The organism is Micromonospora musae, from assembly GCF_003626545.1.
Taxonomy (GTDB): domain Bacteria; phylum Actinomycetota; class Actinomycetes; order Mycobacteriales; family Micromonosporaceae; genus Micromonospora; species Micromonospora musae.
On the sequence record NZ_RAZS01000001.1, the window covers coordinates 654754 to 674841 of the forward strand.

Below are 20088 nucleotides of genomic sequence, written 5' to 3' on the forward strand. Positions count from 1 at the left end.
CTCGCGGCGACCCGACCCGACCGGTGACGCCTGGCCCGGTTGATGCGGACGGCGGGCGGAGCGCCGGCCGGCCGTCTCCTGCGCGGCGTCGGTGGGGACTGTCACCGGGCTCGGCTCGGTGTCGAAGCCCGACCATCCGCTGGGCACGCCAGGTCGGTCGCCGCTGGCCGGCTGGCCGGGCGGGGCAGCGTCCGCGTCGTCCGGCGAGCGCCGGGGCGACCCGGCCGGCTGCGACCGCACCACGGACGGCACGGCATCGGCGGTGCGACTTGCCCCGGCCGTCCCGTCACGCTGCGGAACGACGCCGCCCGGTCCCGTGCGCTGCCCGGGTCGGGCGTTCAGCGAACCGGGAGGGTCGTCGGAAGTGTTCCCGAGTTCGGTGACCCAGGCGATGAGCGCCTCGTCCGCCGAGCGGCGTGCCCGACGTCCCGCGCCGCCGATCGTGGACACCACCGCGCGGCGGCGGGCCCGGGCGCCGCGCAGCGGCCAACCGACCAGGACGGCCGCCACCAGCAGCGCCAGCGTCGACCAGAGCGCCGGGCTCATGCCGGCCCCGCCGATCCGGGCCAGGGCTCGCTGAGGATCGGCGGCACCGGCACGTCCCGCTCGCGCAGCAGCGTGGCGAGCGCCCGGGCGGCCGGGCCCGCGCCACGTCCACGCGCCCAGGCGGGCACCACCGTGATCAACCGGTCCGGTTCCCCGGGCAGTAGCAGACAGACCGACTCCAGCACCCGACCGCGGTCACTGCGGCGCACCTGCAGGAGCACCTGCAGCGCGGCGGCGACCTGGGCGTGCAGCGCGGCACGCGGCAGCCCACCGAGCATTCCCAGCGCCTCCAGGCGGGCCGGCACGTCGGTCGGGGCGTTGGCGTGCAGCGTCCCCGCACCACCGTCGTGGCCGGTGTTCAGAGCGGCGAGCAGATCCACCACCTCGCCGCCTCGGCACTCACCGACGACCAGCCGGTCGGGTCGCATCCGCAGCGCCTGCCGGACCAGGTCGGCCAGGCCGACCACCCCGGATCCCTCCACATTGGCGGTTCGCGCCTGCAGCCCGACCACGTGCGGATGCCTCGGCCGCAGCTCGGCGGCGTCCTCCACCAGCACGATCCGTTCCGTCGCTGGTACGAGCCCGAGCAGAGTGTTGAGCAGGGTCGTCTTGCCCGACCCCGTGCCTCCGGTCACCAGGTAGGCGAGCCGGGCCGCCACCACGGCGGAGAGCACGGGCGCGACCGATCGGGGCACGGTGCCGTGCTGCACCAGCTCGTCCAGGGTGAAGGGCCGCTGCCGGAAGGTGCGCAGCGACAGGTACGGCCCGTCCGTCGCCACCGGAGGCAGGACGGCGTGCAGCCGGGTGCCGTCGGCGAGCCGGGCATCCGCGTACGGGGAGCCGTCGTCCAGCCGCCGGCCGGCGCTCGCGGTGAGCCGCTGCGCCAACCGCCGTACGTCGTCGACCGAGCCGAGCGGGACCGCCACCTGATGCAGGCCCTGCCCCCGGTCGACCCACACCCGGACGCCGTTGACCAGCACGTCGGTCACCTCCGGGTCGGCCAGCAGCGGGGCGAGCGGACCGGCGCCGACGAGCTCGTCGCGTACCCGGTCGGCCATCCGCAGCACCGCCGTGTCACCGAGGACGGCGGCGGTGGGCTCGGCGCGGACGGCGGAGACGATCGCGGCCGGGGTGACCGGGGTCGCGGAGGAGGCCATCCGCTGCCGCACCCGGGCGGGGAGACCGCCGTCCGACCGGCCGCTCACGCCGCACCGGCCGTGGGCGCGCCGGTGAGCTCGGCGACGATGCGCTGGCAGAGGGTGGCCAGCGGCCCCCGCCCGGTGGCGGCCGGTGCCTCTCCCCGCTCCAGCCCCCGCACGATGGCGGGCTCGGGTCGGAGCGTGCCGGCCAGCGGAAGTCCGAGTGCCCGCGCCACCTCACCGGCCCGCAGCCGCCCGGGGGCCGGCCCGCGCACGATGACCGAGAGGTCGGTGCAGTGCAGGGCGGCGGCCGCCGCGACCCGGGACGCCGCCGCGATGGCGCGCAGCTCCGCCGGGACGACCAGGTAGGCCCGGTCGGCGGCCTGCAGGGCGAGGACGGCCGCGTCGTCGAGCTGCCGGGGCAGGTCGACGGCGACGAAGTCGCGGCCGCGCCGGGCGGCGTCGAGGGTGGCCGCCATCGCCGGGGCCGGCAGGGCGAGCAGGTCACCCCGATCCCAGGAGAGCACCACCAGGTCGCCGCGGCGGGGCAAAGCCCGGACCAACGCGGGGGCGTCCACCCGGCCGTCGGCGTCGGTGAGCGACGGCCAGCGGAGCCCGTCCAGCTGCTCCCAGCCGAGGACCAGGTCGAGCCCGCCGCCGAGCGGGTCGGCGTCCACCAGCAGCGTCCGCAGTCGGGTACGGGCCGCGGTGACGGCGAGCCCCCCGGCCAGGATGCTCGCCCCGGCGCCGCCCCGGCCGCCGAGCACGGCGACGATCCGGGCGGCGGCTCCCGGTGGGTCGGCGCCGTGTTCGGCGAAGCGGTCCACCAGCCACGGCTCGGCCGCGGGCAGGGTGGCGACGTGCTCGGCGCCGATCAGCTCGGCCACCTGCCAGCCGGGATCGAGCTCACCGGCGCGGCCCACCAGGACCAGGTGTTGGCGCTGCGGCAGGCGGGCCCGGAGGCAGGGCTGTGCCTGGTCGACGCCGACCAGCACGAGCGGCGCCGGCAGCCAGCGGGTGCGCGCGGCAGCCGGATCGGGGGCGAGGTCCACCTCGGCACCACCGGCGGCGGCGAGCCGGAGCAGGTCGTCGAGGAGTACGCCGTCACCGGTAACGACCAGCGGGCGCCGGCCGGGTGACGGGACGGAGGTACGGGGTGGCATCGCGGCCTCCAGCGGTCAGGGCTCGAAGTGCTGCCCGAGACGTTGCTCGCGATCCGGGCCGCCGGCCGCCCCACGGCGGTCGGCTGTGGACAACTGCGCCGGCTGTGGACAACGCCCGCCCCGGCAATGGATCTGCTAAATGAAGTCGCGCCCGGCCCAGGCGGCGTCCGCAGCCGACGGCGACGGCGACGGCCGAGCGGTGTCACATCCTTCGGCGCTCGTGACGTTCCATGGGGCAGGAGGTACGAGAGTGGAGAGCTTCGACGAGGTGATGGCCGCTCGGCTGCCGGCGCTGTCCCGCTACGCGGCCGTGCTGACCGGCGACCGGGACCTCGCGCAGGACGTGGTGCAGGACGCGTTGATCAGCGGAGCGAACCGCCGGCGGGCGCTCGCGCTGGTCGCCGCCCTCCCCCTCGCCCTCGTCATCTTCGTCGGATTCGCGCTGGCCGGCCGCTTCTGAGCACGGCGACACGACACGCCCCGCGTGGCGCAACCCGTAGAGGGGCGACCCCGTCGGGAGCTGCGGTCTCGCGCTGTCGAGTGGACCTTCGCTGATCGATGTCGGCGATTGGCGTTGGAGTGAACGATCTCCTGTTCTGTGCCGGCGTTCGCTGCTCGTCGCCGCGCGCCTCGATGACTACTTGCTGACTTTGAGCCTTGATGACGTAATGATTCTCGCGAGGTACCGGGGCCCCGGTCGACAGGTACGAGGGCTCAGACACGAGGCCGGCGTGGACGTGGAGGAGCGGGAACATGACGACGCATTTCCAATCAGTACCGTCCGGCGCACAACTAACCCTGCTCGGCGGCCCGCTCCTGGCGGCGGCGACGGTCGGCACCTGGCTCGCCTGGCTGAGCTGGAACACCGGCTACCGGACCGACCCGGAGACCGGCGCGGTCAGCGGCCCGTACGCGGTGTGGCAGGTAGCCGGGTGCGTGCTCACGCTCGCCGTGATCGCCGCCGCCGGCGGCTGGTGGCTCAGCCCCTGGCTGGTCGCGCCGGTGATGGCGGTCGCCTTCACGGTTCCCTGGGCCGTGCAGGCTGCGTCGAGCGATGACAGCGGGCTGTGGGGGGTAGGCGCGATGTTGGTGCTGGTAGGCACGGCGGCCGGCAGCGGGGTGGTCAGCCTGGGTACCCGCCTGCTCCGCCTGCGACTGACCGGGGCGTGACCCAGCAGTACCTACCCGCACACCACTCCTGCCGCGAGTGCCGCCGTGGCCCTTCGTTAGATGTCATGGGCCACGAGCAGGCGTCAACGACGCTCAACCGTTACACGCACACCCCGGACGACTACGCCGTCCGGGTCCTGGATGCCTTCACGTTGCCTGCTGACGATCTGCTGACTCCTGCAGAGGGAACAAACTCGGAAAGCACCCTCGACGAGGACGAGGAGGGGCTGTGACCTGGGCCGCAGCGCTTGACCCACAAAGGGACGACCCCCGTCGGGGGGAGACGGGGGTCGTCGGGAGGTTCGGCTCCGGGGGGGTCGAGCCGAACCAACTCAGCGGTCACGGGGGGTGCAACCGCTGAGGGTCTGCCTACTGTCGGATATGAGCACTCGTCGTGCGGACAAGTCTGCCTGAGCGGACCTGTTACGTCGAGTGGTGTTCACTCCACTCCCCGCGAATTTGTTTTCGCAGAGTGTGATCGCGGTCACGGTGCGCAGAGGTGACCGGGTCCGGCCGCCGATCTGGCGATCATTGGACCCCGGGCACCCGCCGACCATAGACCATCGGACTAGACTTTCGCGCCGTGGGCCGAGGTGCCGCTTTTTTCGATCTGGACAAGACCGTCATCGCCAAGTCGAGCGCGCTGGCGTTCGGCCGTCCGTTCTACCGGGACGGGCTGATCACACGTCGTGACGTGGTCAAGTCGGCGTACGCGCAGCTGATGTTCCGGCTGGGCGGCACCGACGAGCAGACCATGGCTCGCACCCGGGACTACCTGGCGACACTGTGCAAGGGCTGGCCGGTGGAGCAGGTCCGCCAGATCGTCGCGGAGACACTGCACGAGCTGATCAATCCGTACGTGTACGCCGAGGCGGCTGCGCTCATCGAGGAGCATCAGGCGGCCGGGCGGGACGTGGTGCTGGTCTCCGCCTCCGGCGAGGAGATGGTCCGCCCGATCGGTGAACTGCTCGGGATTACCGACGTGATCGCCACCAGGATGACGGTGGAGGACGGCCGGTACAGCGGCGAGGTCGAGTTCTACGCGGCCGGCCCGAGCAAGGTCGAGGGCGTGAACCGGCTCGCCGAGGAGCGGGGCTACGACCTGGCCGACTCGTACGCCTACTCCGACTCGTACAGTGACCGGCCGCTGCTGGAGTGCGTCGGTCATCCCACCGCGGTGAACCCGGACCGGCAGCTGCGCCGGCTCGCCACCGAGAACGCCTGGCCGGTGCTGGAGTTCCGCCACCCGATTCCGCTGGGCCGGCGGCTGCGCGAGCGTCCGGCGGTGCCGGTGGCCGCGGCGGCGCTCGGCGTCGGCGTCGGGGTGGCGATCGGCATCGCCTGGTACGGGCGACACCGGCGCACCCGGGCGGACTCCACCGCCACCTGACTCGACCCCCTTCCGCCACCCGGGCGGTCAGGTCACGAAGACCGCACCACTGTCATGCCGGGCACCCGACCGCGCCACTTCCGGCCCGGCACCTCCACCGCGGGCTCACACCTACCGGCTCCTCCACCGCGCGACCGCCGGCCAGCCGGCGCACCCAGCGCTGACGGCCGCCGCCAGGCGTGCTGCGCATGCCGTGCGGAACAGACCGGAAGGCCCTGAGTCCATCGCGACCCGTCGCGGCGCAACCTCACCCGTCCGGCACCGAGCCGTGCAATCCACGGCCCCGGCCACGAAGGCCTGACCGCGCCCGGCCCACAGCCGGCTGCGCCGCCGTCAACCCACTTGAGCACTCGCTCAAATCTCCCTATGCTTCCGTCTTGAGCGAGTGCTCAAACACGGGGAGGAAACATGCCGGAGCAGGACGAGCCGAAGCCGGAGCAGGACGAGCCGAAGCCGGAGCAGGACGAGCCGAAGCCGGAAAGAACGATCGCCAACTGGATCCTGGCCGGTCTGATCACGGCCTTCGGCCTGATGGTCTTCACGGTGGCGGTACGCGACGGCCACGCCGACAGCGCCCTGCTCTTCGTCGCGCTCCCGGTGATCCTGGCCGCGGCGCTCGCCCTCACCCCCGGGCGCACGTCCCACGGCCGGGTCTTCGGCGTCACCACCATCGCGCTACTGCTGGCCGCTGTGGCGCTGCACGAGGGCGCGATCTGCGTCTTACTCGCCGCGCCGCTGGTCTACGCGGTGGCCCACGGCAGCACCGCACTCATCCGGGCGGTCCGTCGCTCCTCACGGACGTACGCCGTGATCGCCGTACCGCTGCTGCTCCTGCCCGGCCTGGAAGGTAGCGGGATCGGGCCGCGGATCGACCCCGTCCAGTCCGTCGAGGTGACCCGCGTCGTCGGCCTGCCGCCCGAGGAGGTGGCGGCCCGCATCGCGGCCGGGCCGCGACCGGCCGCCATCCGGTCCGCATCTCTGCGGCTGCTCGGCGTTCCGACACCCGGGCACGTCGTCGGCGACGGCGTGGAGCCAGGAGATCGCTGGGCCTTCGGATACCACGGCAGCGCGCATGGCCCGGGCGGCCACCTGCTCGCCGAGGTCGAGGTCAACGAGCCTGGACACCTCGGCTTCCGCTTCGTGGAAGACACCTCGATCACCGGCCGCTGGCTGACGTGGCAGCACGCCGACCTGCGCTGGCAGCCCGCCGGATCCGACCGTACGCAGATCCGCGTCACCGTGCGGTACGAGCGTGGTCTCGACCCGTCCTGGTACTTCGGTCCCCTGCAGAACGCGTTGCTCGGTGAGGGCGTGGAGCACCTGCTCGACATGATGACGCTGCGATGACGGCTGCCCGTTATCTCGCCCTGGCGGTACCGCTGCTGGCGGTGCTCGCAGCCGCAGGGTTCGAGCGTGGTCGCGACGCCCGAGCCGCCGCTCTGCTGGCCTTCGTGGTCAGCATGATCGGGATCGCCGCCCTCAACGACGCCGCCCGGCTGGCCGGCTGGTTCGCCTTCGCCCCGGTCGGCGGCGCCTGGCGCGGAATGCCGGTCGACCTGTGGATCGGCTGGGCTGCCCTGTGGGGCCCACTGCCCGTTCTGCTGCGCCGGGTGCTCCCGCTGCCGCTCACGCTCGGCCTGCTGCTCTGGCTCGACGCGGTCGCGATGCCCGCGCTGACGCCACTGGTCCGGCTCGGACCGCACTGGCTGGTCGGCGAGGCGGTCGGCCTGATCGCCGTCGCCCTGCCGGCGCAGCTGCTCGGCAGGTTCAGCGCCGATCGCCGCCACCTGCGTACGCGGACGCTGCTCCAGGTCGGTCTCTTCAGCGCGATGCTGCTGTGGTTCCTACCCACGCTGGCCTTCGAGCTGGGCGGCGGGTCGTGGGCCCGGCTCAGCGCGATGCCCATGCCCCTGTTGCTGCTGGTCGCCCAGGTTGGACTGCTGGTCGCCGCACCGGCACTCGCGGCGGTGCGCGAATTCGCGGCCCGGGGCGGCGGCACGCCCTACCCGTGGGACCCGCCCCGCCGGCTCGTCACCACCGGCCCCTACGCCTACCTGGCGAACCCCATGCAGCTCGGCGCGGTGACGCTCGTCCTGGTCGTCGCCGCGGCCACCCGAAGCCCGGCGCTCGTGGCCGTGGCGGTGACCGCGGTCGCCTTCAGCGCGGCCGTGGCCCGGCCACACGAGGAACACGACCTCGCGAGGCGGTACGGCCTGCGTTGGCGGGACTATCGGCGGCAGGTGCACGACTGGTGGCCGCGCTGGCGACCGTATGCCACCGGCGCTTCCGCGGTCCTCTGGCTCGATGACGACTGCGGCCCCTGCGCGGCGGTCTGGCGCTTCCTCGACCGCCGGGCCCCGGTGAACCTCACCATCGCACCCGCGGCGGAGCACCCGCAGGTGCTGTGGCGGGCCGGGTACGCGGGCGGCGACGGCCACACGGATCGGGGGGTGGCCGCCGTCGCCCGCGCACTCGAACACGTCAACCTGGGCTGGGCCCTGGTGGGCTGGACGCTGCGACTGCCGGGGATCACCTGGCTGGCACAGCTGGTCAGCGATGCGATGATCGCACCGCCCCATCCGGCGAGTCGGCGAGGAGAGCGATGTCCGACACCAAGCAACGGCTGCTCGACGGGACGATCACCGCGATCCGCCAGTACGGCATCGCCGGTGTGTCGGCCCGTACCATCGCCGCGGCCGCCGGGGTGAACCAGGCGCTCGTCTTCTACCACTTCGGCACCGTGGACGACCTGCTCACGGCCGCCTGCCGGGCGAGTACCGCCGAGCGGGTGCGGCACTGGTCGGCCAGCCTGGAGCAGGTCCGCTCCCTCCGGGAGCTGCTCGCGGTCGGGCGCGAGCTGCACGAGCAGGAACGGGAACTGGGCAACGTCTCGATCCTGGCCCAGATGCTGGCCGGCGCACAGGGCGACGAACGGCTCGCCGCGCCCACGGCGGCGTCGCTCCAGCTCTGGGTGGACGCAATCAAGATCGTCCTGCTCCGGCTCCTCGACGGGTCCCCGTTCGCGGAGGTCGCCGACGTGCCCGGGCTGGCCCGGGCCGTGTCCGCCGCGTTCATCGGCCTGGAGCTCTACGACGGGGTGGACCGCGCGGGCGCCGACCAGGCGCTGTCCGCGCTCGACCAGCTCGCCGTGCTCATCGAGGTCGTCGACGACCTCGGTCCGATCGCCCGGCGAGCGCTACAGGGCAGGATCAACCGGGCCACGCGACGGAGCTGACGGCCGGATCGCCTCCTTCTCAGGACGCCGCCAGCACCTCGTCGCCGATCCGGGTGAGTTCGTCCGCGGCCACCTCGACCGCCGTCATGTAGTGCCGCAACCAGGAACGGAGCCCGTCCGGGGTGCCGGTGGCGAAGGCCCCGGCCGAGCCGACGTACTCGGGTTCCCGTTCGTGATGGCCGACGTCCACGGCGAGCAGGCCGCGCGGGTCGGTGCCGCTCGCCAGCAGCACCAGTCGGGCCGCGCCGCGGGCGACCACGCCGGACGGGCCGGCGAACGGCCGCAGCGCCAGCAGTTCGCCGTGCACCACGGCCGCGAGCACCAACGGGGAGACCCGGGTGCCGCCGGCCACGAGCGCCGCGAGGTTGTCCAGGCGGGCGGCGACCACGGCATCGGCCACCGGCCGTCCCAGCTCCGGTTCGGGTACGAGGTCGCGGGCGGCGAGGACGTGCAGTCTCGCCAGTGCCTGCCGGGGCGCCTTCGGCCAGAGCTCGGTCAGCCCGGGCAGCGCCCCGGCGACCCGCAGCGCGCCCTGGAGCACCGGGTCGGTGACCGTACCGGCGCGGACCGCCTCGCGGTCGTACGCGTACCCCTCGAGGGCGGCGCTGGCCACCGCGGACCGGAGGCTCACCTCGCCGGTGACCTGTCCCCCGTGCCGGCGCAGCGCGCGGTGCCGCAACGCCTCGTCGAACCGTTCCCGGGCCCGCTGCGCGGCGGGGGCGACGTCGGCGAGTTCGAGCAGCGGAGCGAGCGGGTCGGTGGTCACCCCGTCACGCTAGCGACCCCGGTGGGGGCGACGGCGGCCAACCGCCGCCGGGGCGAGCGACACCACCGGAGACGGACGCGCCGGGCACACCCACGGGTGCAGTTGGGCGCGCGACGTGGGCCGTTGGGCGCGGGGGCGGACTCCCGGCGGTCGCCTCGCCTGGCCAGCCGGACTAACCTCTCCTGACGAGACTCAGGTCACCCCGAGCGACGAGGAGCACGGATGAGCGAGGCATTGGCCAACTTGCTGAACGAGACGCGCCAGTTCCCGCCGCCGGCCGAACTCGCCGCGAACGCCAACGTGAAGGCCGACGCGTACGACGAGGCGGCGGCCGACCGGCTGGCTTTCTGGGAGCGACAGGCCGGGCGGCTGACCTGGTCGCAGCAGTGGGAGCAGGCGCTCGACTGGTCGAACGCGCCGTTCGCGAAGTGGTTCGTGGGCGGCCGGCTCAACGTGGCGTACAACTGCCTGGACCGGCACGTGGAGGCCGGTCGGGGCGACAAGGTGGCGATCCACTGGGAGGGCGAGCCGGGTGACACCCGCACCCTCACCTACGCCGACCTGCACAAGCTCACCTGCCAGGCGGCAAACGCCCTCACCGAGCTGGGGGTGACGGCCGGGGACCGGGTGGCGATCTACCTGCCGATGATTCCGGAGGCGGCCGCCGCGATGCTGGCGTGCGCCCGGATCGGCGCGACGCACAGCGTGGTCTTCGGCGGTTTCTCCGCGGACGCGCTGACCAACCGGATCCAGGACGCCAGCGCCAAGGTGGTCATCACGGCGGACGGCGGCTACCGGCGGGGCAAGCCGTCGGCGCTCAAGCCGACCGTGGACGAGGCGGTGGCGAAGTGCCCGTCGGTGGACCATGTGCTGGTGGTCCGCCGCACCGGCCAGGAGGTCGCCTGGTCGGAGAAGGACCACTGGTGGCACGAGACGGTGGAGACCGCCTCGCCGGAGCACACCGCGGAGTCGTTCGACTCCGAGCACCCGCTCTTCATCCTCTACACCAGCGGCACCACGGCCCGGCCGAAGGGCATCCTGCACACCACCGGCGGCTACCTGACCCAGGCGTCGTACACCACGCACGCGGTCTTCGACCTGAAGCCGGAGAGCGACGTCTACTGGTGCACCGCGGACATCGGCTGGGTGACCGGCCACTCGTACATCGTGTACGGGCCGCTCTCGAACGGCGCCACCCAGGTGATGTACGAGGGCACCCCGGACACCCCGCACAAGGGCCGATTCTGGGAGATCGTCGACAAGTACCAGGTGACGATCCTCTACACCGCGCCGACGCTGATCCGCACCATGATGAAGTGGGGCGAGGACATCCCGGCCGGGTACGACCTCTCGTCGCTGCGGCTGCTGGGCAGCGTCGGCGAGCCGATCAACCCGGAGGCGTGGATCTGGTACCGCCAGCACGTCGGGCGGGGCGAGCTGCCCGTCGTGGACACCTGGTGGCAGACCGAGACCGGGGCCATCATGGTCTCGCCGCTTCCCGGGGTGACCGAGGCGAAGCCGGGCAGCGCCATGGCGCCGCTGCCGGGCATCGTGGCCGACGTGGTGGACGACCAGGGTCAGTCGGTGCCGAACGGTGGCGGCGGCTACCTGGTGCTCAAGGAGCCCTGGCCGTCGATGCTGCGCACCGTCTGGGGCGACGACAACCGTTTCCTCGAGACGTACTGGTCCCGGTTCGGGGCCGGCGCGGGCGGCGGGTCGGGTGACTGGGTCTACTTCGCCGGTGACGGCGCGAAGAAGGACGACGACGGGCACATCTGGCTGCTGGGCCGGGTCGACGACGTGATGCTGGTGTCCGGGCACAACATCTCGACGACGGAGGTGGAGTCGGCGCTCGTCTCCCACCCGTCGGTCGCCGAGGCGGCGGTGGTCGGCGCCACCGACCCGACGACGGGACAGGCGATCGTGGCGTTCGCGATCCCCCGGGGCAGCGTGGAGAGCGGGGGCGAAGCGGGCGAGCAGCTCATCGCGGATCTGCGTAACCACGTGGCGAAGACCCTCGGCCCGATCGCCAAGCCCCGGCAGATCCTGCTCGTGCCCGAGCTGCCGAAGACCCGCTCCGGCAAGATCATGCGTCGGTTGCTGCGGGACGTGGCGGAGAACCGGTCGCTCGGTGACGTCACCACGCTCCAGGACTCCTCGGTGATGGACCTCATCGCGTCCGGCATGAGCGGTGGCAAGTCCGATGAGGACTGACCTCTGACGTACCGGATGGAGGGTGGTGGCCCACGGGCCGCCACCCTCCGTCATTTCTTACGGGTTGCGACACCACCCGATACCCGGTGTCACATCGGTCGGTCGGGTGAACCGAAAAAAGCTGAATGGACACAGGGGGCTCCGACCCCTGTCGCTCGGGTGCTCTCGTGATTTACGTTCACGCCGGCCGCGCCCGCTTCGATGAACATCACATCGATGGCGGGCCGGCCGTGGTCCCGCCATCCCATGCCCGAGATCGGAGCGGCATGAACAAACGACCCCAGTCCCGCGGGCGTCGACGGCTACTCGTCGCGCTGCCCGCCATCGCCCTCGCCGCCACGTCACTGACCGTGACGAGCAGCGCCTCCGCCGAGACCAGCTCGGCACCGCGGGCGGTGATCGGATCCGACGAGTACTACATCAACTACGCCGAGCCGGAGGTTCAGCCGGACACGGATGGCCGCGAGGTCAAGGGCAAGGACGGCGTCTACGCCCCGGCCCACGAGAAGATCCGTGAGTTCGACCGCAAGCACGCTCGCGGCAACCCCGTGACGGCACGGGAGCTGGCCAAGATCGAGGCCAAGTCGATCAAGAGCGGCAAGAACCCCCGGAAGATCAAGCAGGCGCCGAGCACCCAGAAGGCGAAGCTGCTGACCCTGCTGGTGGAGTTCAACGACCAGGCCAACGACGACTTCACCGACGTCATGGTGCCGCGGACGGTCTTCGAGGACCGCACCTGCGTCCCCGGCACGGTGCAGAACGGGCCGAAGCACAACAACCTCCCGAACCCGGCGAAGCTGGGCTACGAGGACAACAACACGATGTGGGTGCCGGACTTCTCGCCCGCGCACTACGACAAGATGCTCTACACCACGACCGGTATCACCGAGCGGGTGCGCAAGGACCTGAAGGGTCCGGACGGCAAGCGCGGCATCGACCTCTCCGGCCGCACCATGCACAACATGTACCTGGAGATGTCGAAGGGCGCGTACACGGTGGACGGGCAGGCCAGCCCGTGGATCACCGTGCCGCACTCGGAGGCCTGGTACGCGGCGAACCGCTGCTTCCAGGACGAGAACGGCAACTGGGTCGCCGGGCGTGAGCAGTCGATGAACGGCCACCCGGACAACCCGGCCGGCGCCGGCCGGCTCGCCACCGACGCGATCACCACGCTGGCGACGTCCGACCCGGACTTCCCGTGGGCCGACTACGACATCGAGGACCAGGCCGACCGGGACGGGGACGGCAACTTCTTCGAGCCCGACGGCGTGATCGACCACCTGGTGCTGGTGCACGCCGGCAAGGGCAAGTCCTCCGGCGGCGGCGCGCAGGGCGTCTACGCGGTCTGGGCGCACTCCTCCTCGGTGCCGGGCGGCTTCACCATCCCGGGCACCGACCTCCAGGTGTCGAACTACATCGTGCAGCCGGAGGACGCCGGAGTGGGCGTCTTCGCCCACGAGTTCGGCCACGACCTCGGCCTGCCGGACCTCTACGACACCTCGGGCAACGCCGACTCGGACGTGGACTTCTGGGACCTGATGGCCTCGGGTTCGCACTCCGGTGAGATCTTCCAGGCGCTCCCCACCCACATGGGTATCTGGGACAAGTGGGTGCTCGGCTGGGCCGATCCGCTGACCGTCGCCCCGGGCTCCCGGCCGCAGTACGTGGAGCTCGGGCAGACCTCGCGTACGCCGGTCGGCACCGAGGACGGCATCAAGATCGACCTGCCGGACAAGGTCAGCACGCTGGCCGAGCCGCACAGCGGCGCGAACATGTGGCACAGCGGCAACGACCAGGAGTGGGCCGACGTCAGGCTGACCCGTTCGGTGGCGGTTCCGGCGGCGGCCGACGCGAAGTTCTGGATGTGGAACAACTACGTCATCGAGGCGGACTGGGACTACGGCTTCGTCGAGGTCTCGACCGACGGCGGGACCACCTGGACCGAGCAGAAGGTCTACGACGAGGCCGGCAACGTGGTCACCACGCCGGACAACTACCCGGACCCGAACGGCCGGATGAACGACTTCGGTGGCAAGAAGTACGGCCTGACCGGCAGCACCGACGGCTGGCGGCACGACTACGTCGACCTGTCGTCGTACGCGGGCACGACCATCCAGCTGCGGCTGCGCCAGGCCACCGACGAGGCCTTCGAGGAGCGCGGCTGGTTCGCCGACGACTTCTCGGTCACCGGCGGCGGCGCCACCACCTGGAGTGACGATGTCGAGAACGGCGCCAACGGCTGGACCCCCGCCGTCGGCACCTGGGTCGACACCACGGGCGAGGGCTGGAACATCGACAGCGGCACCATGGTTCAGGCGCACTACTACCTGGCCGAGTGGCGCAACTTCGACGGCTTCGACGAGGGCCTGAAGTACGCGTACGACACGGTCTACTCGCGCGACGCGTGGAAGGTCGACCGGATCTCGTACAACGCCCCGGGCATGCTGGTCTGGTACCGGGACACCGCCCTCGGCGACGTCAACCACGTCACCGGGCAGCTCACCTCGCTGCCCAGCTACGGCGCGAAGGGCGGGTTGCTCATCGTCGACTCGCACTTCGACCCGCTGCGGCGCAAGGGGACGGCGGCCGTCAAGGACCCGTCGGTGACGGACAACCTGCCGAGCCGTCCGCAGTCGTCGAACGCGGCGTTCTCGCTGAAGCCGACGTACCCCTTCCAGGAGTGCCTGGAGGCGGCGGGCGAGCCGTACAGCGCGTACTGCACGAAGTTCGGTGCGGAGCCGGCGGTGAAGACCTTCACGGACGCCAAGGGCTGGTACCCGGGCATCGAGATGCGTGACGGTCAGCCGTACGCGCGGGACAGCGACGCCTCGGTCGTGCTGCCCTCGCGGAACAACGCGGCGTACACCACCCGGGTGACCCGCCCGAACGGGAAGCCGGCGCCGGAGTTCTACGGCATGACGTTGGGCGGTGGCGCCATCACGCTGGGCACCGGTAACCCCGGCGACATGCGCGTCAACTACGGCGTCTCGATCAAGATCGAGAAGAGCGCGAAGGACAATTCGGCCGCGTGGGTCTACGTGACTCCGTCCAAGCGGTGACCTGACCGTTCTCGTCGCGGCCCGTCCGGAGCTCGGCTCCGGGCGGGCCGCTTCGTTTCCGGCGGTGGACTGTCACGTCGTACGGCCATCGACGAGGTATGCGAGTGACGCCCTCGGGGGTGCCGACGCTCTCCCTTGGGGACCGCATAATCACCCGCTGCGCGAAGCCCCCGTGATTGAAACGTAATGTTAAAAGTTGCTTAGGGCTACAGATACCTTGGGCGGATTTGTGACTAACAAATCCGCTCAAAATAGATGATCATTCCTTCCCGGCAACTCGTGACATGCTCCGCCTCCTCTGTAAGGGTGGTTGACGCAATTCATGACAGTCGTTTGCACGTGTGCGGCCTGTCATGTAACAGATCCACAAAGGAGGACCCTTTGAGGAGACGAGTCACAGCCGGCCTGGCGACCGCCGCGGCCGCGCTGCTGGCGGCGGGAGCCGTGGCGACGCCGGCCTCCGGCGCCCCGGCAGCGAACCCGACCCCCTCATCCGACCGGGCCGAGCACGGCCCGGACAACCTTCCCGACCCGAAGGCCGACCAGCAGCGCGCTCTCCGGAAGCAGGCCATCGCCGACCTGCTCACCGGCAAGGCCAAGCTGGAGACCCGGCACGGTTCGAAGGTCATCAAGATCAAGGACAAGTTCGTCGAGTACCAGCAGCCGCCGAAGGTCGACCCGATCTTCACCATGCTGGTCAACTTCGGCGACAAGGTCGACCCGCGGACCGGCGGCGCAGCCGGCCCGGTGGTGAACCAGATCCCGGAGCCCGACCGCAAGTACGACGGCGGCGCGACCGACGACAACAGCACCACGTGGTCGGCGGACTACGACCGCCAGCACTACCTCGACATGTTCTACGGTCGCCGCGGCGAGTCGATGCGCGACTTCTACCTGGCGCAGTCCGGCGGCCGGTACACGGTCGGCGGCGACGTCAGCGACTGGGTCACCGTGCCCTACAACGAGGCCCGGTACGGCAGCAACGCCATCCCGGAGAGCGACGGCTCCTGGAACTTCATCAAGGACACCGCCACCTCCTGGTACGACGCCCAGGTCACCGCCGGCAAGACGCCCGCCCAGATCAAGGAGTACCTGGCCCAGTTCGACATCTGGGACCGGTACGACTTCGACCAGGACGGCAACTTCAACGAGCCCGACGGCTACGTCGACCACTTCCAGGCCGTGCACGCCGGTATCGGTGAAGAGGCCGGTGGCGGCGCCGAGGGCGAGGACGCCATCTGGTCGCACCGCTGGGGCGCGTTCACCAACCTGGCGGGCAGCGCCGGTCCGGAGGGGAACAAGGCCGGTGGCGTGCAGATCGGCGACACCGGCATGTGGATCCGCGACTACACCACCGAGCCGGAGAACGGCGGGCTCGGGGTCTTCTCCCACGAGTACGGCCACGACCTCGGTCTGCCCGACCTCTACGACACGGTCGGCGGCGACAACGGCGTCGGCTTCTGGAGCCTCATGTCGTCCGGGTCGTGGCTGAGCCACGGCAAGGAGGACATCGGCTCGACCCCGGGCTACATGGACCCGTGGTCGAAGCTCTTCCTCGGCTGGCTGAACTACTCCACCGTCGAGTACGACAAGGGCACCAGCCAGGTCACCCTCGGCCCGGCCGGTGACAGCGACGGCCCGCTGGCCCAGGCCGTCGTCGTGAACCTGCCGGCACAGGAGCAGACCACCGCCTACAACACGCCGTTCGGCGGGTCGTACGAGTGGTGGGGCGGCAGCGCCGACGACCTGAACACCACCCTCGCTCGGCAGCTCGATCTGACCGGCGCCACCACCGCCTCGATCAACGCCAAGGCCTGGTACGACATCGAGGAGGACTTCGACTACCTCTACGCCGAGGTGTCGACCGACAACGGCGCCAGCTGGACGCAGCTCACCAACTCGCTGGTCGACGCCGCGGAGACCGGCGTCGACGGCTCGTCCAACGGTGCGTGGGTGGACCTGAACTACGACCTGTCGGCGTACGCCGGCAAGGCCGTCCAGTTCCGCTACCGCTACCAGAGCGACGGCGGGCTCCACCTCGCCGGCGCGTTCCTGGACAACGTCTCGCTGGTCAAGGACGGCGCCGCCGCCTGGACCGACGACGTCGAGACGCAGGCCGCCGAGTGGACCGCCCGGGGCTTCACCCGGATGGGCGGCAAGGTGACCGCCGAGTACCCCCGCTTCTACATCGCGGAGAACCGGACCTACTTCGGTTACGACGAGACGCTGAAGACCGGTGGCTACAACTACGGCTACACCAACACCCGCCCCAACTGGGTCGAGCGGTACGCCAACCAGCCCGGCATGGTGGTCTGGTACGTGAACTACGCCTACGGCGACAACAACACGTCGGAGCACCCGGGCTACGGCCTGAACCTCCCGGTCGACGTCCGGCCGGGCCCGATCACGGTCCCGGGTCAGGGCACCATCACCAACCGGCGCAACGGCTTCGACGCGGCCTTCAGCCTGAAGCAGAAGCCGGCGCAGACCTTCCACCTCAACGGGGTGCCGGTCACCCTGCCGAAGCTGAAGGCCAACCCGGCCTTCGACGACAGCGTGGTGGACCGCTACTGGTCGGCGCAGAACGAGCAGAACTCGGTGAAGGTGGCCGGAACGGGCACTCGCATCGAAATCGTGAAGCAGGGTAACCACCCGGCCGACAAGATGGTCGTGCGAGTTAGCAACTGATCCATCGATCATCTTCGGGGCCGGTGGCGGAAACGCCGCCGGCCCCTTTTTCGTACCTTCGAACAGGGTTGATCGATATGCGCCGCCGTCTGGGCTCGTAGCCGGATCCGGCCTGCTCATGTCCGTTGCGGGACCTGCCGGAGTATGACGGCTGAAGGCAGTGTCAACAAATACTTGCAACAAATCGACGCGCCTGTCTTCCCCCTCGACGCAGCAGTGTCTATGTTCACCAGTGGCCCCTCAGGGGGCCGAGTCAGCCGGCCCGCAACCCCGGGGGGCCGGTTCCCTCACATCGGAGGTACCACGTGCGCAAAGTCGCAGTGGGTCTGCTCGGGCTTTCGCTGACGGCGACGGGACTGGTGGCTGGCGCCTCCGCCAGTGCGGCGCCGAAGCTGCCGACCGCCGCTCCGTCGGTGGCCGAACCCGCCCATGTGGACCACGACCTGCCCAACCCGCTTGAGGACAAGCGGCGGGCGATGCGCCAGGAGGGTCTGACCGACGTCCTCTCTGGCCGGGCCGAGGCCCAGAAGATCAACGGCAGCACGGTGGTCAAGGTCGGTGAGACCGCGGCCGTCGGCGGCGCGGCGAGCCGCTCCGCCAAGACCACCAAGGCCGGCAAGGGCGCGACGAAGGACCAGTACGTCGAGCTCGGGCGTGAGACGACCGACAAGATCTTCGTGATCCTCGCCGAGTTCGGCAACCAGCGGCACCCGAACTACCCGGATCAGGACACCGACCCGGACACGGCGGGCCCGACCCGCTTCGACGGGCCGCTGCACAACGAGATCCCGCAGCCCAACCGGGCGATGGACAACTCGACCATCTGGCAGCCGGACTTCAGCGCCGATCACTTCCGGCAGGTGTACTTCGGCACCGACCCGGGCGACGAGTCGCTGAAGCAGTACTACGAGGCGCAGTCCTCGGGCCGCTACAGCGTCGAGGGTGAGGTCACCGACTGGGTCAAGGTGCCGTACAACGAGGCCCGCTACGGCCGCTCCGGCGGCTACCCCTGCGCCTCGAACGTCTGCACCAACACCTGGAACCTGGTCGCGGACGCCGCCAACCAGTGGGTCGCCGACCAGAAGGCCGCCGGCAAGACTGACGCTCAGATCGCCGCGGACGTCAAGTCGATGGACCAGTGGGACCGGTACGACCACGACGGCGACGGCAACTTCAACGAGTCGGACGGCTACATCGACCACTTCCAGATCGTCCACTCCGGCGGTGACGAGGCCGACGGTGACCCGCACCAGGGTGAGGACGCCATCTGGAGCCACCGCTGGTACGCCTTCGCGTCCGACCAGGGTGTCACCGGCCCGCCGAGCTTCCCGGCCGGTGGTACCCAGATCGGCAACACCGGCATCTGGATCGGCGACTACACCATCCAGCCGGAGAACGGCGGCCGCAGCGTCTTCTACCACGAGTACGGCCACGACCTCGGTCTGCCGGACGACTACAACGTCATCAACAGCGGCGACAACAACAACGAGCACTGGACCCTGATGGCCCAGAGCCGGCTCGGCGCCAAGAACGACGAGGGCATCGGTGACCGGGGCGGCGACCTCGGCGCCTGGAACAAGCTCCAGCTCGGCTGGCTCGACTACGAGGTGGTCGTGGCCGGTCAGAAGCGGACCCTGGAGCTCGGCCCGCAGGAGTACAACTCCGACAAGGCGCAGGCTGCCGTGGTCGTCCTCCCGCAGCGGGAGTACACCTTCGACCACGGCGCGCCGTTCGCCGGTACGAAGCAGTTCTTCTCGGGTAACCGGGACGACCTGAACAGCACCATGACCCGGACGCTGAACCTCACCGGCAAGACCAGTGCCGCGTTCAGCATGAAGGGCCGCTACAGCATCGAGGCCGACTTCGACTACCTCTTCTTCGAGGCGTCGACCGACGGCCAGTCCTGGACGCCGCTGCCCGGCACGGTCAACGGCGCGCCGCTGAAGGAGATCTCGACGGGGCGCTACGCCCTGGACGGCTCCAGCGGTGGCCAGTGGGTGGACATCAACATCCCGCTGAACGCCTACGCCGGTCAGAACGTGCAGTTCCGGCTCCGCTACCAGACCGACGGCGGTGTCTCCGAGGGCGGCTTCTACGGTGACGCCATCACCGTCACCGCCGACGGGCAGACCCTGCTGAGCGACGGTGCCGAGGCCGGTGCCGCGGGCTGGACGCTCGCCGGTGGCTTCGAGATCGCCGAGGCGTCGTACACCCGGCTCTTCGACAACTTCTACATCGCCGGCAACCGGTCGTACGTCTCGTACGACAAGTACCTGAAGACCGGGCCGTACTTCTTCGGGTACACGAACACCCGGCCGGACTGGGTGGACCACTACGCGTACCAGGAGGGTCTGCTGATCTCGTACTGGAACACCCGGTACGAGGACAACGACACCTTCGAGCACCCGGGCGAGGGTCGCAACATGATCATCGACGCCCACCCGCGGCCGATCTACAACCTGACCGGCCAGCCGTGGCGGGCCCGGGTCCAGGTGTACGACGCGACGTTCAGCCTGAAGAAGGCGGACTCGTTCACGCTGCACCTGAACAGCCAGCCGCAGTACATCCGCGGCCAGGACGCGGAGCCGCTCTTCGACGACACCAAGAAGTACTTCTACGAGGAGCTGCCGAACCACGGCGTCAAGCTCCCCGCGACCGGTGTCAAGATCAAGGTGCAGGAGCAGAAGGGCACCTCGATGAAGATCCGGATCTCCTGAT

The 20088-nt window shown here is 70.7% G+C and carries 14 protein-coding genes; 11 read left to right on the plus strand and 3 right to left on the minus strand.

Features of this window, described 5'->3' with window-relative positions; genetic code table 11:
- Nucleotides 1–542: 542 nt before the first annotated feature.
- Nucleotides 543–1751 carry a TadA family conjugal transfer-associated ATPase gene (locus D7147_RS03085; protein WP_120673683.1) on the minus strand — a complete coding sequence of 403 codons (1209 nt, stop codon included), beginning with the start codon at nt 1749–1751 and terminating at the stop codon, nt 543–545.
- A complete protein-coding gene (gene ssd, locus D7147_RS03090) occupies nt 1748–2848 on the minus strand; it encodes a septum site-determining protein Ssd (RefSeq protein ID WP_120673684.1) in 1101 nt (366 codons plus the stop codon). Before ssd ends, D7147_RS03085 begins: the two co-directional genes overlap by 4 nt.
- 250 nt (nt 2849–3098) lie before the next feature.
- Between ssd and D7147_RS33480 the strand changes: the two genes are divergently transcribed.
- The 7 genes from D7147_RS33480 to D7147_RS03125 all read left to right on the plus strand — a co-directional run bounded on the left by D7147_RS33480 (nt 3099) and on the right by D7147_RS03125 (nt 8643).
- Nucleotides 3099–3308: a SigE family RNA polymerase sigma factor gene (locus tag D7147_RS33480; RefSeq protein WP_199734056.1), complete on the plus strand. Its 210-nt coding sequence runs from the start codon at nt 3099–3101 to the stop codon at nt 3306–3308.
- Between the two features lie 293 nt (nt 3309–3601).
- On the plus strand, nt 3602–4018 hold the full coding sequence (locus D7147_RS03100; RefSeq protein ID WP_120673685.1) for a hypothetical protein: 417 nt from the start codon (nt 3602–3604) through the stop codon (nt 4016–4018).
- Nucleotides 4019–4083: 65 nt separating this feature from the next.
- Nucleotides 4084–4251: a hypothetical protein gene (locus D7147_RS03105; protein WP_199716633.1), complete on the plus strand. Its 168-nt coding sequence runs from the start codon at nt 4084–4086 to the stop codon at nt 4249–4251.
- Nucleotides 4252–4601: 350 nt separating this feature from the next.
- Nucleotides 4602–5408, plus strand: a complete 807-nt coding sequence (locus D7147_RS03110) for an HAD family hydrolase (RefSeq protein WP_120673687.1) — start codon at nt 4602–4604, stop codon at nt 5406–5408.
- A 408-nt stretch (nt 5409–5816) separates the two neighbouring features.
- Nucleotides 5817–6755, plus strand: coding sequence for an SRPBCC family protein (locus D7147_RS03115; protein ID WP_120673688.1), 939 nt, complete (start codon nt 5817–5819; stop codon nt 6753–6755).
- Nucleotides 6752–8116 (plus strand): methyltransferase, encoded by a 1365-nt coding sequence (locus D7147_RS03120; protein WP_120673689.1) that lies wholly within the window; start codon nt 6752–6754, stop codon nt 8114–8116. Before D7147_RS03115 ends, D7147_RS03120 begins: the two co-directional genes overlap by 4 nt.
- Complete coding sequence (locus D7147_RS03125) at nt 8011–8643, plus strand: TetR/AcrR family transcriptional regulator (RefSeq protein ID WP_120673690.1); 633 nt, start codon at nt 8011–8013, stop codon at nt 8641–8643. The genes D7147_RS03120 and D7147_RS03125 overlap by 106 nt, the downstream gene beginning before the upstream one ends.
- A gap of 19 nt (nt 8644–8662) precedes the next feature.
- On the opposite strand, the gene D7147_RS03130 is transcribed toward D7147_RS03125, so the two are convergent.
- The gene (locus D7147_RS03130) at nt 8663–9409 is read right to left on the minus strand and encodes a Fic family protein (protein ID WP_120673691.1); all 747 of its coding nucleotides are present in this window, start codon (nt 9407–9409) and stop codon (nt 8663–8665) included.
- Between the two features lie 222 nt (nt 9410–9631).
- On the opposite strand from D7147_RS03130, the gene acs reads away from it, so the two are divergent.
- The 4 genes from acs to D7147_RS03150 all read left to right on the plus strand — a co-directional run bounded on the left by acs (nt 9632) and on the right by D7147_RS03150 (nt 20087).
- Nucleotides 9632–11623, plus strand: coding sequence for an acetate--CoA ligase (gene acs, locus D7147_RS03135; RefSeq protein ID WP_120673692.1), 1992 nt, complete (start codon nt 9632–9634; stop codon nt 11621–11623).
- A gap of 266 nt (nt 11624–11889) precedes the next feature.
- The gene (locus D7147_RS03140) at nt 11890–14682 is read left to right on the plus strand and encodes an immune inhibitor A domain-containing protein (RefSeq protein ID WP_120673693.1); all 2793 of its coding nucleotides are present in this window, start codon (nt 11890–11892) and stop codon (nt 14680–14682) included.
- Between the two features lie 381 nt (nt 14683–15063).
- A complete protein-coding gene (locus D7147_RS03145; protein WP_199734057.1) occupies nt 15064–17370 on the plus strand; it encodes an immune inhibitor A domain-containing protein in 2307 nt (768 codons plus the stop codon).
- Between the two features lie 320 nt (nt 17371–17690).
- Nucleotides 17691–20087, plus strand: a complete 2397-nt coding sequence (locus tag D7147_RS03150; protein WP_120673695.1) for an immune inhibitor A domain-containing protein — start codon at nt 17691–17693, stop codon at nt 20085–20087.
- Nucleotide 20088: the final 1 nt, after the last annotated feature.